13 protein-coding genes are annotated in these 13,727 nt (G+C 69.0%); 6 read left to right on the plus strand and 7 right to left on the minus strand.

The genetic code is table 11. The features are described from left to right. Both recF and gyrB read left to right on the plus strand, forming a co-directional pair. Complete coding sequence (gene recF / locus IPH07_35520) at nt 1–1,191, plus strand: DNA replication and repair protein RecF (protein ID MBK6922751.1); 1,191 nt, start codon at nt 1–3, stop codon at nt 1,189–1,191. A gap of 216 nt (nt 1,192–1,407) precedes the next feature. Further along, the gene (gene gyrB, locus IPH07_35525; protein MBK6922752.1) at nt 1,408–3,909 is read left to right on the plus strand and encodes a DNA topoisomerase (ATP-hydrolyzing) subunit B; all 2,502 of its coding nucleotides are present in this window, start codon (nt 1,408–1,410) and stop codon (nt 3,907–3,909) included. Between the two features lie 217 nt (nt 3,910–4,126). Here the strand turns inward: gyrB and IPH07_35530 are convergent, their stop codons facing one another. Then, nucleotides 4,127–4,612, minus strand: coding sequence for a DUF3347 domain-containing protein (locus tag IPH07_35530; protein MBK6922753.1), 486 nt, complete (start codon nt 4,610–4,612; stop codon nt 4,127–4,129). An 80-nt stretch (nt 4,613–4,692) separates the two neighbouring features. On the opposite strand from IPH07_35530, the gene IPH07_35535 reads away from it, so the two are divergent. Then, nucleotides 4,693–5,277: a hypothetical protein gene (locus IPH07_35535; protein ID MBK6922754.1), complete on the plus strand. Its 585-nt coding sequence runs from the start codon at nt 4,693–4,695 to the stop codon at nt 5,275–5,277. Nucleotides 5,278–5,309: 32 nt separating this feature from the next. Here the strand turns inward: IPH07_35535 and IPH07_35540 are convergent, their stop codons facing one another. Further along, the gene (locus IPH07_35540) at nt 5,310–5,798 is read right to left on the minus strand and encodes a CarD family transcriptional regulator (GenBank protein ID MBK6922755.1); all 489 of its coding nucleotides are present in this window, start codon (nt 5,796–5,798) and stop codon (nt 5,310–5,312) included. A 587-nt stretch (nt 5,799–6,385) separates the two neighbouring features. On the opposite strand from IPH07_35540, the gene IPH07_35545 reads away from it, so the two are divergent. Further along, on the plus strand, nt 6,386–6,940 hold the full coding sequence (locus IPH07_35545; protein MBK6922756.1) for a hypothetical protein: 555 nt from the start codon (nt 6,386–6,388) through the stop codon (nt 6,938–6,940). Nucleotides 6,941–7,031: 91 nt separating this feature from the next. Here the strand turns inward: IPH07_35545 and IPH07_35550 are convergent, their stop codons facing one another. Beyond that, nucleotides 7,032–8,519, minus strand: a complete 1,488-nt coding sequence (locus IPH07_35550; protein MBK6922757.1) for a leucyl aminopeptidase — start codon at nt 8,517–8,519, stop codon at nt 7,032–7,034. Nucleotides 8,520–8,820: 301 nt separating this feature from the next. On the opposite strand from IPH07_35550, the gene IPH07_35555 reads away from it, so the two are divergent. Then, entirely contained in the window at nt 8,821–9,078 is a 258-nt protein-coding gene (locus IPH07_35555) for a hypothetical protein (protein ID MBK6922758.1), read from the plus strand. 234 nt (nt 9,079–9,312) lie between these two features. Here IPH07_35555 and IPH07_35560 read toward each other — a convergent pair whose 3' ends face one another. The 3 genes from IPH07_35560 to IPH07_35570 form a co-directional block, all read right to left on the minus strand. Further along, entirely contained in the window at nt 9,313–9,987 is a 675-nt protein-coding gene (locus tag IPH07_35560) for a hypothetical protein (GenBank protein ID MBK6922759.1), read from the minus strand. 166 nt (nt 9,988–10,153) lie between these two features. Beyond that, nucleotides 10,154–11,698, minus strand: a complete 1,545-nt coding sequence (locus IPH07_35565; protein ID MBK6922760.1) for a response regulator — start codon at nt 11,696–11,698, stop codon at nt 10,154–10,156. 53 nt (nt 11,699–11,751) lie between these two features. Next, a complete protein-coding gene (locus IPH07_35570) occupies nt 11,752–12,378 on the minus strand; it encodes a hypothetical protein (GenBank protein ID MBK6922761.1) in 627 nt (208 codons plus the stop codon). A 139-nt stretch (nt 12,379–12,517) separates the two neighbouring features. On the opposite strand from IPH07_35570, the gene IPH07_35575 reads away from it, so the two are divergent. Then, entirely contained in the window at nt 12,518–13,174 is a 657-nt protein-coding gene (locus IPH07_35575; GenBank protein MBK6922762.1) for a methyltransferase domain-containing protein, read from the plus strand. On the opposite strand, the gene IPH07_35580 is transcribed toward IPH07_35575, so the two are convergent. After that, nucleotides 13,135–13,638 carry a hypothetical protein gene (locus IPH07_35580; GenBank protein ID MBK6922763.1) on the minus strand — a complete coding sequence of 168 codons (504 nt, stop codon included), beginning with the start codon at nt 13,636–13,638 and terminating at the stop codon, nt 13,135–13,137. The two genes, IPH07_35575 and IPH07_35580, sit on opposite strands and share 40 nt — an antisense overlap. Between the last annotated feature and the right edge of the window lie 89 nt (nt 13,639–13,727).

The raw sequence follows: 13,727 nt of genomic DNA on the forward strand, positions 1-13,727 counted from the left end.
TTGCCGCTGACGATCCGCGCACTCGAGCTGGCCGGCTTCCGCAACCTGGTGGAGGCCCGGCTCGAGTTCGCCGAGGGCTTCACGGTGTTGTGGGGCCACAACGGCGCCGGCAAGACCAACGTGCTCGAGGCGCTGTACCTGCTGGCGACGCTGCGGTCGTTTCGCACCAACGATCTGCGCTGGCTCATCCACAACGACGCGGCCGCGACCACGGTCTCGCTGCAGGCCTACGACGAGCGCGTCGCGCTACCGACCACGCTGGCGATCGGCCTGCAGCGCACCGGCTCTGGTGCCCGTCGCAGCGCCTACGCCGATGGCAAGCTCGTGCGCAGTGCGGTGGACTTCTACGGCCGACTGCGGGCCGTGCTCTTCACGCCCGACGATCTCTCGGTGCTGCGCGAGAGCCCCTCGCAGCGGCGACAGTTCCTCGATCGCATGTTGTTCGCCCGCGAGCGCGCGCACATCGGCGACATCCAGGACTACGAGCGCGTGGTGCGTTCGCGCAACCACGTGCTGCGCGACGAGAACCTCACCATCGGCGAGCGCGGCTCGATGCTCGAGACGTACGAGGCCCAGCTGGCCCAGCTCGGCGCGCGGGTGTGGACCCGCCGCGAGCGCCTGCTCGCCACGCTCGAGCCCGGTGCCCATGCCAGCTTCGCCGCAATCCACGGTCGCCACGGCAGCCACCCGCACACGTCGCAGTCGTCCGACGAGCCCGGCGCCGACGCCCAGCTCAGCGTGCGCTACGCTCCGCGGCTCGGGCTGGTGCCCGAGGACGAGCGCGTCGCAGCGCTGCTCGACCGGCTGCGCGAGCGACGGAGCCTCGACCGCGACCGTGGCACCACCTCGGTCGGCCCCCACCGCGACGACATCGAGGTCGAGCTCGACGGACGCCCGGTCGGCGCGTTCGCCTCGCAGGGCCAGACCCGCGCCATCGTGCTCGCGCTCAAGCTGGCCGAGCTCGCGCTCGCCCACGAGGACGGCGACCGCCCGCTGTTGCTGCTCGACGACGTCGGCAGCGAGCTCGATCCGCAGCGCACCGACGCGCTGTTCGAGCGGCTCTCCGAGGTCACCGGACAGTGCGTGATCACCACGACCTCGCCGGCCTTCGTGCGCGTGCCACCGCACCGCGAACACCGCTATGTCGCGGTCGAACGCGGCCAGCTGACGAGCACCGCCGCCGGGGCCTGAAAAAGCCCTGTTCAGGCGCGTCTATCCGGTCGAAATCACTACGGTTATCCGGCGTTTGTCCACTGGTGGTCGGGGGCGTCCCGTGCTAGTGTCCGCACGCCCTTCCTGCAGCCTCGTCGAGCAGGGGATGTCTCCCCCTCGAGTGGCCGCCGACACGGAGCGAGCGGGCCTCCAACGGCCCGCCGACGCACGCTCCGGACGGATTTTCGACCCTCCATGTCCAACGAGCAGTCCGCACAGAAAGCCGACGACTACGGCGCCGATTCGATCTCCGTCCTCGAGGGGTTGGAGGCGGTCCGCAAGCGACCCGGCATGTACATCGGCGACACCAGCGACGGCTCCGGGCTGCACAAGATGGTGTTCGAGGTCGTCGACAACTCGGTCGACGAGTCGCTCGCCGGTCACTGCAATCGCATCGAGGTGAACATCCACCTCGACAACTCGGTGTCGGTCGAAGACAACGGCCGCGGCATCCCGACCGGACCCAAGGAGGTCCACGGCGAGATGATGGACGCGGCGATCGTCATCATGACGGTCCTGCACGCCGGCGGAAAGTTCGACAACCGCAACTACAAGGTCTCTGGCGGTCTGCACGGCGTCGGCGTGTCGGTCGTCAACGCGCTGTCGGACTGGCTGAAGCTCGAGATCTGGCGCGAGGGCAAGGCCCACCGCGCGCGCTTCGAGCGTGGCGGCGTCGCCAACGACATCGAGGTCGTCGGCAGCAGCGACAAGCGGGGCACCCGCATCACGTTCCACCCCGACCCGCTCATCTTCGCGACCACCGAGATCGACTTCGAGATCCTCTCGCAGCGCTTCCGCGAGCTCAGCTTCCTCAACCCCGGCGTCACGATCATCCTCAAGGATCTCCGCGACGGCCGCGAGAAGACCTTCGACGGCCAGGGCGGCATCTCGTCGTTCGTGCAGCTGCTGTCGCAGAACAAGCAGTGCATCGGCGACCCGATCTTCTTCGAGGGCAAAGAGGCCTTCGAGCACGAGGGTCAGGCCGCCGAGCTCGGCGTGGCGGTCTCGCTGCAGTGGACCGACTCGTACCAGGAGCACATCCTGTGCTTCACCAACAACATCGCGAACAAGGACGGCGGTACCCACCTGACCGGCCTACGCGGTGCGTTGACGAAGGTCGTCAACAAGTACGCCGAAGAGAGCGGCATGCTGAAGCAGCACAAGCAGCCGCTGTCGGGCGAGGACGTCCGCGAGGGGCTGGTCGCCGTGCTCGCGGTGCAGCACCCCGACCCGAAGTTCAGCTCGCAGATCAAGGACAAGCTCGTCTCGGGCGAGGTCACGGCCCTGGTCTCTCAGTTCGTCACCGACCAGCTGGGCAAGTTCTTCGAGGAGCACCCCAAGAGCGCCAAGTTGACCATCGACAAGGCGATCCTCTCGGCGCGCGCGCGGGCAGCCGCTCGCAAGGCCCGCGAGACCATCACCCGCAAGGGCGTGCTCGACGGCCTCTCGCTGCCCGGCAAGCTCGCCGACTGTCAGGAGCGCGACCCCGAGAAGACCGAGCTCTTCATCGTCGAGGGCGACAGCGCAGGTGGCAGCGCCAAGCAAGGCCGCGACCGCACCATCCAGGCCATCTTGCCGCTACGCGGCAAGATCCTGAACGTCGAGAAGGCGCGACTCGACAAGATGCTGTCGAGCCAGGAGATCGTCACGCTCATCACCGCGCTCGGCACCGGCGTCGACGACACCTACGACCTCGCGAAGCTCCGCTACCACCGCGTCGTCATCATGACCGACGCCGACGTCGACGGCTCGCACATCCGCACGCTGCTGCTGACGTTCTTCTATCGCCACTTCCCCGAGATCATCGAGCGCGGCTACCTCTACGTGGCCCAGCCGCCGCTCTACAAGGTCCGCGCCGGCAAGAAGGACGTCTACATCAAGAACGAGAGCGCGCTCGACCGCTACGTCATCGAGAACGCGATCGAGAACCTCGAGATGTCGATCGGCGGTCACGACCTCAGCCGCGAGGTGCTCGCCGAGCTGGCCCGTCGTGCGCTGCAGTACCGCGACATCGTCCGCGGGCTCTCGCGCGACCACCGTCCGGCGATCATCGAGGCCCTGCTCGACCTCGTCGGCAAGAACGGCCTCGAGCCCACGCGCAGCGCCTTCCAAGACGCCGCCGCGCTGGGTGAGCTCGCCGTCACGCTGGTCGCCGCTGCGCAGCAGCAGCTCACGTTGGCCGGCCCCGCCGCGGGCGGCCAGGGCATGGCCCAGCTCGGGCACGAGATCACCGGCGACCCCAGCGACACCGCGCTGTCGGTGATCCGTCTGCGGGTCGTGCAGGACGGCGTCACGCAGTTCGAGCACGTCGATCGCGATCTGCTCGACTCGCCGGAGCTCGGCGAGCTGCTGGCGGTGCGCACGTACATCGCCGGCCTCGGCAGCGGCAACATGGTGCTGCGCCGGCCCGGCCAGGCCGACGTCGAGACCGCCCGCCTGAGCGACCTCATCGACCAGATGAACACCGTCGGTCGCGCGGGCCTGGCCATCCAGCGCTACAAGGGTCTCGGCGAGATGAATCCCGAGCAGCTGTGGGAGACCACGATGGATCCCACGCGCCGCGCCCTGCTGCAGGTCCGCGTCGGCGACAACCTCGAGGCCGATCAGCTCTTCAGTGTGTTGATGGGCGACGACGTCGAGCCGCGCCGCGACTTCATCACCGCCAACGCGCTCAACACCCGCAACCTCGACGTGTAGGCGGTGGTTTTGGTCGCGCCTGCTGGGCGCTCTTCCTGGCGCAGTTGGTCTTGCTCGCTGTCCGTCGTGGCGAAGCCACGACGGGCTCGAGGGGCGCTGCGCGCTCGGGTGACTGCGTTGCCGTGGCGAAGCCACGACGGGCTCGAGGGGCGCTGCACGCTCGGGTGACTGCGTTGCCGTGGCGAAGCCACGACGGGCTCGAGGGGCGGCTCGATGCTCAGAGCTCGGCGGTCTTGGGCAGCTCGGCGTCCCACGCCAGCTTGGTGCCGCATCGCAGCATCGACGCGCCGTAGTAGGGATTGGCGACCTTGCCCTCGGCCTGCACCCACAGCGCGCCTTTGTCATCGAATGCCATCGGGCAGTGCACCATCACGTAGCCGCTCTGCAAGGAGGCGTCGGCGCGCATGGTCTCGATGATCGCGTCGCTGGCGTTCTTGAAGGCGCGGCGCGTGGTCTCGATGTCGCCGCCGCCGAGCGCCTTGCTGGCGGTGACGAGCCGATCGATGCCGGGCTTGCCCGCTTCTTTGCCGGCCTCCTGCTCGAGGCTCTTGGCCAGCCCCGCGACCGGCTCGAGCTTGTCGTCGGCGAGCGCAGTGGCGATCGCGACGTAGGTCGGCACGACGCCGGTGGGCGTGGTCTGGGCTGCGCCGCCGGCGGAGCACGCACCGACGGCGACGACGAAGGCGAAGCAGAGCGACCGCATGGCGTCCGCAGGCATATCACGGGGCCGCACGCCTGGCCGGAACGCGGACGTCGGGCGTCCGTGGCGCCGCCTGGGTCGTGGTGGGCGCGCTCAAGCGAACGGCGATCGAGGCCGATGCAGCGGCGGTGGAGGACACGCCCGCGGAGCCGCTGCAGTACCTCAGGGTCACCATCGCCAACGACGACGACGACGTGTCGATGACGATCTACGAGCTCGACGCGCGCGGCTGGGTCTACCGGCAGGTGCAGATGCGCAGCGAGGGCAACAAGTTCGCCCCCGAGGATGTGCTCATGTGCCGTCCGGTGAATCTACCGGCGATGCGCGGTCACCCGTGCACCGAAGCGATGACGTCCGAGGACTTCGAGCTGCTGTGGAGCGAGCTCGCGTCCGAGCGTCCGTTCATGGCGCGGCTTCCCGACGCTCGCATGGCCTGGGAGGGGACGCTCGATGACGGCCACGGGCGCCTGCGGGTGCGCTGGCAGCCGTTCGCGGAGCCGGCGCTCGGGTGGACCGAGATCCCCGGCTTCCTCGAGCTGTTCGTGCACGGCGACGGCCGCGACGCACGGCGAGCCTGTGCGCAGCTGTTCCTCGATCGACCGATCGCGTGGCGTGCCCTCGCCGGAAACACGCTCGCGAACCCGCGGTGTCTACCGACCGCCGCGTAGCGACGGCACGGGACACCCGCGGTCGTGCGTGCTCACGAGAACAGTGCGTCGAGCTCGTCGGCGACCGCGTTCTCGTTCTCGCCCTTGGCGAGCGCGAGCTCCTGCACGAGCAGCTGACGCGCCGTCTCGAGCATCTCTCGCTCGCCCGACGACAGCTGCTTGTCACCGCGCAGCAGGCACAGATCGCGCAGCACGCTCGCGATCTCCACCAGTGAGCCGGTGTTGATCTTCTCGGTGTACTCGCGATGGCGACGATTCCACGTGGCGGTGGAGATCTTGCCGCCACGACGACGAAGCACGTCGTACACGGCGTCGACTTCACGCTGGCTCACGAGCCGCCGCAGGCCAACGGCCGCAGCGTTGTGCTTCGGCACCATGACCTTCATGTTGTTGTCGAGCACACGCAGCACGTAGAACTCCATCGTCGCCCCAGAGATCTGGAGGTTCTGGAGTCCCGTCACTTCGGCAACACCGTGGCCGGGATAGACCGTCTTGTCGCCTACGACGAACGTGTCAGGCATGGGTCAGCTCCTCGTGGCGCCTTCGTGTAGCTTGGCGTCTGAATCGCGCCTTGGACGTCGGGAGGTTCGCTCATGGTCGGGGGACCGATGAGCACCGACGTCTTCGGGAGGGACACTCGCGTCAGACGACAGGCAACTTAGGCCGCGTATGTATAGCCGGCGTGGTCTCCGGCGTCAACGGTCCTGAAACACCGTTCCGCGAGAAATTACGCAAACCGTGAGGATCGCTGGAGAGACGGCGGTCGCGCCACCTGCCGCGGCGGCGAAATTCCAGTGTCGGCGTGCGTTGTCCGGCGTTCGTCGTCGGCCACGCGAGCGGTTGGCGTCGAGCGATCTTCGTCGCGCAGGCGATCACGCAGCGGTCGTGTGTTCCCTGCGTAGAGGCCACCCAAGGGCACTTGCCGCACGATCGCGCGGCGCGATTCGAGCCGCGAGTGGTGCGTCTGCGCAGGTGGGGCATCTGCGTGCAGGCGCCAGATGTACAGGGCGAGACGAACGCCGCGCGCGGTCCAGTCCGTCGTCGTCGAGGTGCTGCCGCGTACGCGAAGTTGCTGCGAAGTCGGGCATCGGGAATCATCGCCGCGCACATGAGCGCCGAACCGCCGCACGCCAGCAAGTCGCACGTCACCTCGCGCGCCGTCGGGCAGCGCACGGCGGCGATGGCGAGGCGTGGGTTCGCCACGGGAGCGCTCGCGTTGGTGTTGCTCGTCGGTGCGTGCGCGAACAATCCCGAGCGACTCCCGGAGCTCGACCGTCGCTTCTACTACAACCTCGACGCGTCCTCCGATCGCGAGGCCTTCCTGCGTCTGCGCGACGAGGATCGTCAGGGCTTCCTCGAACAGCGCGGGCTCTGGCAGAAGTGGGCAGCACTGCCCGAGGACCAGCGTGCACGCGCCGCGCAGGGTGAGATCGAGGTCGGCTTCGCCGAGTTTGCGGTGTTCATGGCGTGGGGTCCGCCCGCCGACACCCAGACGCGTGATCCCGACGGTCGCAAGATCAAGCTGCACACCTTCATCCGGTGCACGAGCGGTCCGAAGGTCGGACGACATGTGCGCAGCAACCTCGATTGCGATGGCACCTCGAGCGAGGTGCAGGTGACGATCGAGGGCGGCCGCGTGGTCGAGATCAACTACCCCAACTGAGGCAGGGCGACCGACGCTGCCGGCCGAGCGAGGGGCCGAGCGAGCGGCCGAGCGCGCGCGCAGCCAGGCCGCGCGCGTGCATCGTTGGTGCTCAGCCGAGGAACTCGAGGATCGTCGCGACCGGTACCCCCGAGCCGCCGGCCGTCGTGACGCCGTAGGGCTTGCTCGCCATCGCGGGCCCAGCGATGTCGCAGTGCAACCACCGGCAGCCCTCGGTGAACTCCGAGAGGAACAGCCCTGCGGTGATGGCTCCGCCATAGCGCTCGCCGGTGTTCTTCATGTCGGCGATCTTGCTCTTGAGCTGCTCCTTCAGGTCGTCGGGCAGCGGCAGGCGCCACATCGCCTCACCGACGCGACCCGCGGCGGCAATCCAATCGTCAGCCAGGCGATCGTCCTTCGACATCACGCCGGCGATCTTCGGGCCGAGCGCGACCATGCACGCACCGGTGAGCGTGGCGAAGTCGAGCATCATCGTGGGCTCGAGCTTCGAGGCGTAGACCATCGCGTCGGCCAGCGTCAGACGGCCCTCGGCGTCGGTGTTGTTGATCTCGACGGTGCGACCGTTGGAGGCGGTCAGGATGTCGCCGAGGCGATAGGCGTGGCCGCTGACCATGTTCTCGGTCGCGGCCACGATGCTGTGCACCTCCCACGGTACGCCGAGTCGGACCGCGCCCTCGAAGGCCGCGATCACGGCGGCCGCACCGGCCATGTCCATCTTCATGTCGAGCATGCCGTCGGTGGGCTTGATCGAGTAGCCACCCGAGTCGAACGTCACGCCCTTGCCGATGAGGCACACGCGGCCCTTGCTGGCGCCCTTGGGCTTGTAGCTGAGGTGGATGAACTTCGGCGGCTCGTCGCTGCCCTGCGCGACCCCGAGGAAGCAGCCCATCTGCCGTGCCGCACATGCATCGCGATCGAGCACCGTCAGCTGCACGTCGTGGTCGCCTTGCAGCGACGCGACGATCTCTTTGGCGGTCTCGGCGAGGTGTGTCGGTGTGACCAGGCCGGCGGGGCCGTTGACGAGGTCACGCGCCCGCGCAATCGAGCTCGCGATGATCTGTCCACGGCCCGAGCCCTCCGCGGGCGCGGTCGAGTCCGCGACCACCACGACCTCGCGCACGCTCCGACGGCTGCGCTTGTCCTCGGCCACGAAGCGCTCGTAGGCGTAGCCACCCAGCTCGCAGCCCTGCGCGAAGAGGTTGCCCGAGCGCACCGCTGCGGTCGCGTCGCCCCATGCGCCGATGCCCGCGAAGCTGCGCAGATCCACGGCCAGTCGCGACACCCCGGCGGCGTGTCCGAGCCGCACGAGGTCGTGGCCGAGGGTGCGCATCGCTGCCGGGTCGGCGAGGTCGCCCACGCCGACCAGCACGACGCGCTCGAGCACATCGCCGACCGTGCGCGTGAACGAGAACGTGTCGCCCGGCTTGCCGCCGAAGCGGGCCGCCGTGAACGCTTCGCGCACGGGCTTGCCGAAGGCGCCGTCGAAGGCGTCGGGGTTGGGCACGTCGCGCACGACGACGGCGAGCAGCTGATCACCGACCGCGGCCGGGGCTTCGGAGGTCCAGGAGAGCGTGAGCATGGCGTCCAGTGGTGCGGAAAAGACGCAGCGCCGCAGGCACTGCGAGCCGGACTATCGCACGGACGATGCCTCACCCCGCGACTGCAATTTGGCTTGCAATTTCCACGGGTTGCGCGCCCCTCGCGCTGCCGAAAAGGTCCCACCAACACTTACCTTTTCATACCCATCACGATCGTTCACCTACACAAAAGGATCGCTCACCTTCACGTAATTAGGCGACAAAGATAATAATTGTTATTGACATGCGCCAAACCCGACCGTATGGTCCTCCTACCGTTGCCCCTTGAAGGAGGGTCCAAAGATGGCTGAAGGCGATACCGAACAGGCACCCGCGAAGCGCGGCAAGAAGAAGGCTGGCAAGAAGAAGGCCGCCAAGAAGAAGACCGCCAAGAAGAAGACCGCCAAGAAGACTGGTGGCAAGAAGAAGGCGGCCAAGAAGGCTGGCAAGAAGAAGGCCGCCAAGAAGGCTGGCAAGAAGAAGACCGCCAAGAAGAAGGCTGGCAAGAAGAAGGCTGGCAAGAAGAAGGCCAGCAAGAAGCAGGCGGCCGCGAAGGCCTGAGCTGCGCCTCTACTGCGTGTCGAACGCAGGCGCCGTCGCAGTCCTTCGAGGCCGCGGCGGCGCGGTGTTTTAAGCGGTCCGATCGCTGAGGTTCGAGCCCCCAAGCGGCTCGCGTCGGTGACTGGAACGCGAGCATGCCCCCGCCGACCTCGAGCTTGGTCGAGGCCGCACAGACCCGCCGACCTCGAGCTTGGTCGAGGCCGCACAGACCCGGATCGAGGCGCGAGCGCGAGGCTACGAGCCGAGCAGCTGCGAGAACGCCGACAGATGGGCCGGGGCCCGCGGGCCCGCGAAGATCACGGTGGTGTCCGGCAGTGCCTCGACGTGCATCGCGAGCGCATCGAGCTGGGCGCCATCGAGGCGTCGCGATGGTCCCGCGCCGTCGGCCCGCAACCACGCGTGCGCGCCCACGAGCACGTCGTCACCTTCGCGCTCGTAGCGGGGACGGCCGCCCTCGAACGCGCCGTAGAGCAGCGTGACGTCGAGTTGACGTGCGAACTCCTGCGCAACGTCGGGTTCCCACAGGCCTTCGGGCTCCCACACCACATCGATGCCCTCGTCGCGCCGGGCTTGCACGAACTCGCGGATGCGCTTGCGACCGAGCGCGCCGGGTGTGACCGACGCGCCGGTTCGCAGCACCACACGCTGGCCACCGCTGGCCTGCACGCACAGCCGCGTGACATCCCACGCGTGGCGCACGGCATCGTTGTTCTGCAGTCCGCCGAACTCGTGCTCCTCGCCGGCGGGTCGCCGCGCCGAGCGTTGTCGCAGGCCGTCCTCGCGTGCGTGCGAGACCAGGTGCCACACGTACGGCAGCAGGGTCGCGGCGGGATAGCGCCGACGCACGACCTCGGACCAGCGCTGCATCGCCGACAGGCGCGGCGGGTCGAGCAGCGTTCGCTCGAGCAAGACCAAACCAACGCGCGTGTCGGGAGCACCCGCACGCGCGTTCTCTGCGGAGAGCAACAGCCCCAAACCGACCATGCGCGAGCGAGAGGGTAGGCCCGCGGCTCGTGCCGACGCAATCACGGCCCCATCACGATTGCCGGCACGCGCGCGCGAAGCAGCCGCGATCTCACGCGGGGTCGTCGAACGCCGGCGCGTCGCTGCCCGAAGGCTGGTAGCGAGGGACCGCGACGGTGACGACGGTGCCGCCGTTGGGCGCGGCGTCCAGCGCAACGCGGCCACAGAGCCCGCGGACGATGTCGAGCACCACCGGCAGGCCCAGGCCGGTGCCGCCGCTGCCCTTGGTGGTGAAGAACGGCTCGAACACCCGCGCGCGCACGTGCTCGGGGATGCCGGCGCCAGAGTCCTCGACCTCGAGCACGCCGAAGTCGCCCTCGTAGTGCAGCCGGACGTGCACGCTGCCCCGATCGCCGCCGCCACCGTCGCCGAGCGCGTCGATGGCGTTGGTGATGAGGTTCAACCCGATCTGATGCACCTCGTTCTTGTCGGCGTGCACGATGACGTCCTCCTCGGGCACGTCGAGCTCGAGCCGGAGTCGCCGCAGGCGCCCTGCACGACGCAGCAGTGTGAGGATGCCGTCGATCACGTCGCGCATCGAGACCGCCCCGCGCGTGCGCACGCGCGGGCGCAGCGGCGCGAGGATCTGCTCGATGTGTTCCTGCACCCGCCGCACGCTGTCGCGCATCACCTTGATCATGTCGGCGGCCGCGACGTCGGAGCCGCCTTGCTCGAGCATCGTGAGATAGCCCAGCAGCGGTCCGAGCTCGTTGCGGATCTCGTGGGCCGCGCTGCCCGCGAGCAGCCCGATGGTTGCGAGTCGGTCGGCCTGCTGCAGCTGCCGGCTCATCTCCTCGTGGGCGGTCTCGTAGTAGAGCAGGGCGAGCACGTAGCGGGTCTGCTCGCTGTCGTTGTCGACGCTCGGGGTCTCGCACACCGACAGGCTCACGCGGGCCGGCAGGCGGCGGCCTCGGGCGGCGCGCACGGTCATCTCACCGCGCCAGTGGCCGCGCGAGGGCGGGGCCGCGGCGAGCTCGACCACGCGGGCTTGGATGTCGCCCTCGGTCGGGTGCAGATCGAAGAGCTCGCGGATGTCGGCGTCGAGCAGCTCGTACAGCGGGCGGCCGACCAGCGCGACGAAGCTGTCGCTGGCGTCGACGAGGCGCCCCGAGGCGTCGAGCACGATGATGCCCTCGACCGCGCGATTGTAGAGCACCGAGAGCAGGATCGCGGTCCGCTGGTGACGCACCGCCAGCTGGCGATGCTCCTCCTGCAGACGTTGCTCGGCGGTCAGGCGGGCCTTGGTCGCCCGCCGCGAGTCGACTGCGCGCGCGACGGTGTCGAGCAGGACCTCGCGCGACACCGGCTTGGTCAGGTAGTCGAACGCGTGCTCGCGGACCGCCTCTGCGGCGGGCTGCAGGCTGAGGTCCGCGGTGATGATCACCACCGGCACCAGCGGATCGCGCGACTCGAGCGCCTTGAGCAGATCGAGGCCGCTGCCACCGGGCATCTGTAGATCGGTGACGACCACGTCGATCGACGCCGCGTCGAAGGTCGAGAGTGCCTCCGCCATGCTGCGCGCGACCGCGGCCTCGAAGCCGGCGTGACGCAGTGACAACGCCAGCGCGTGGCCGACGAGCTCGTCGTCCTCGACCACGAGAACGCCGCCGGAGTGTGTGCGAGGGGCAGGGGTCCAGCGCTGCCGCTCGGTCATCCACCACCTCGCGCCAAGAGCGAAATCGTGCCGGGCGTGGTGCGGATGTCGACCTTCGCGTCGGCCAGCGCCAGCAGCCGCCCGTGCGCAACCGGATCCCAGCCGGCGCTCGGCATCTCGCTCAGCGTGAGCGTCACGCCGGCCGGGCTCTCGCCCACCAGCTCGAGCCTGCGCGGCACGGAGTCGTGGCTCGCCGTCGCGATCACCACCAGGCACGCACACAGCAGCGAGAACTCGAGCTCGCCCGGGAACGGCAGCTTCGTCAGCGCCGAGAAATCGGGCGCCACCGTGATGGCGAAGCGATCGAAGCGCCGCACCAAGAGGCCGTGTACGCGCGTCCACGCGCCGGGGCCATCGAGCGGTCGCGCGCGCACGAGTCCGCCGAGCGCCGAGCTCAACACGCGGATGCGGTCGGCGGCGACGAGGCACTGCTGCAGTCGCGACTGCGCGTCGGAGCCCGGCACGGCGTCGTCGATCGACAGCTCGAGCAGCACCACCAGCGATTGCAGCGGGTTGTTGATGTCGTGCGTGGCGATCGCGATGAGCTCCGAGAGCGCATCGCGCTGCGCCTGGGCGCGGGCCGTTTCGTCCGCCTCCTGGCTGCCTGCGGCGGAGTCACCCATCTTTCGCGAGCGTACCCGTTTTGCCCGACGCCGACGCCAAAAACTGCCGCCCGTCGCGGTCGCGGGCTTGCGAGCGCGCGCGATTGCGAATATCCACCGCCTCGGATCGATGCCGAGAGCCCGACGCATCCGGCAGCACGTGAACCCGCTCGCGGAGCGCTATTCGTTGCCGCGGGCGCACCGCGTCGTGCGACCGGCCTACCTCGGGCCGCACGCGCCCGTCGAAGTCGAGCTCGGCTGTGCGGACGCCCAGTTCAGTTTTTCGCTGGCCCGCGCGCGCCCAGATGCGCTGGTGGTGGGCCTCGACATCCGCGATCGCATCGTGCAGCTCGGCGCGCGCCGAGCCGCGGCCGAGGGCCTGCGCAACCTCGTGCTGACGTACTGCAACCTCGGGGTCGATCTCGATCGCGTGTTCGCAGCCGGCGAGGTCGATCGCTTCCACCTGCTGTTTCCCGATCCGTGGTTCAAGCAGAAGCATCACAAGCGCCGCGTGCTCGAACCTGCGGTGCTCTCGGTCGTCCACGCGCAGCTGCGACGAGGCGGCGAGCTGCACGTCGCGAGCGATGTCTTCGAGATCGCGATGGCGGCGATGGCCGAGGTCGACGGCGATCCCGACAGCGGCTTCGAGAACCTCAGCGGCCCGTGGCGATTCCACCGCGAGAATCCCTACGGCGTCCGCTCGCGACGCGAGGACACCACGCTCGCGCGCGGACAGAGGGTCTGGCGCGTGATCTGGCGCCGCATCGAGCGCGGCGCTCAGCCCCCCGACATCAGCACGTCGACGGTCGGCAGGTAGAGCGCGTCGGGCAGCACCGTGCAGTTCTCGTAGTTCGCGATCTCGGCGTCGCGGGCCTCCGGCGCGGCCGCGGCGGCCTTCTGCGCGATGACGTCGACACACGCGCAGAAGCTCTTCGCACCTTCGCGCGCGGCCGCGTCGGTGCAGGCGTCGACCTGCCGCGCCAGGGTCCACTTGCGAAACGGCAGCTGACAGTCGAGCGACGGATACTCGGTCCCGAGCACGCAGCCACACAGCCCACCGTCGCGCGGCTCGTCGAAGGCCGCCGAGCACAGCGACTGCATGTAGCCATCCTCCGCGCGCAGCCGGCTGTCGAGGTCGCGTGCGCCACCGAGGACAGAGTTCACCAACGTCGGGATCACCCACGCCACGAACAGGCCGGCGATCGGCAGTGCGATGGCGAGGCCAATCAAGATCCCGGGCCACCGGGGCCGCGGTGGGTCGTCGAGGTGTGCGAGGACCATCGCCATCGACCACTGTAACGCGCGAGGGCGCCTCTCGCCGACACCCCAGCGATCCAACGTGCGCGTGCACACGAGATCCGCGTCTGCGG

It is taken from the genome of Deltaproteobacteria bacterium (genome assembly GCA_016709225.1).
In the GTDB taxonomy this organism is placed as follows: domain Bacteria; phylum Myxococcota_A; class Polyangia; order Nannocystales; family Nannocystaceae; genus Xiheibacterium; species Xiheibacterium phototrophicum.

Bases quoted from the DNA above. Each gene is read 5' to 3' on its own strand.
- gyrB (MBK6922752.1), top strand. From the start codon at position 1,408: ATGTCCAACGAGCAGTCCGCACAGAAAGCCGACGACTACGGCGCCGAT.
- IPH07_35530 (MBK6922753.1), bottom strand. From the start codon at position 4,612: ATGCGGTCGCTCTGCTTCGCCTTCGTCGTCGCCGTCGGTGCGTGCTCC.
- IPH07_35540 (MBK6922755.1), bottom strand. From the start codon at position 5,798: ATGCCTGACACGTTCGTCGTAGGCGACAAGACGGTCTATCCCGGCCAC.
- IPH07_35545 (MBK6922756.1), top strand. From the start codon at position 6,386: ATGAGCGCCGAACCGCCGCACGCCAGCAAGTCGCACGTCACCTCGCGC.
- IPH07_35550 (MBK6922757.1), bottom strand. From the start codon at position 8,519: ATGCTCACGCTCTCCTGGACCTCCGAAGCCCCGGCCGCGGTCGGTGAT.
- IPH07_35555 (MBK6922758.1), top strand. From the start codon at position 8,821: ATGGCTGAAGGCGATACCGAACAGGCACCCGCGAAGCGCGGCAAGAAG.
- IPH07_35570 (MBK6922761.1), bottom strand. From the start codon at position 12,378: ATGGGTGACTCCGCCGCAGGCAGCCAGGAGGCGGACGAAACGGCCCGC.
- IPH07_35580 (MBK6922763.1), bottom strand. From the start codon at position 13,638: ATGGTCCTCGCACACCTCGACGACCCACCGCGGCCCCGGTGGCCCGGG.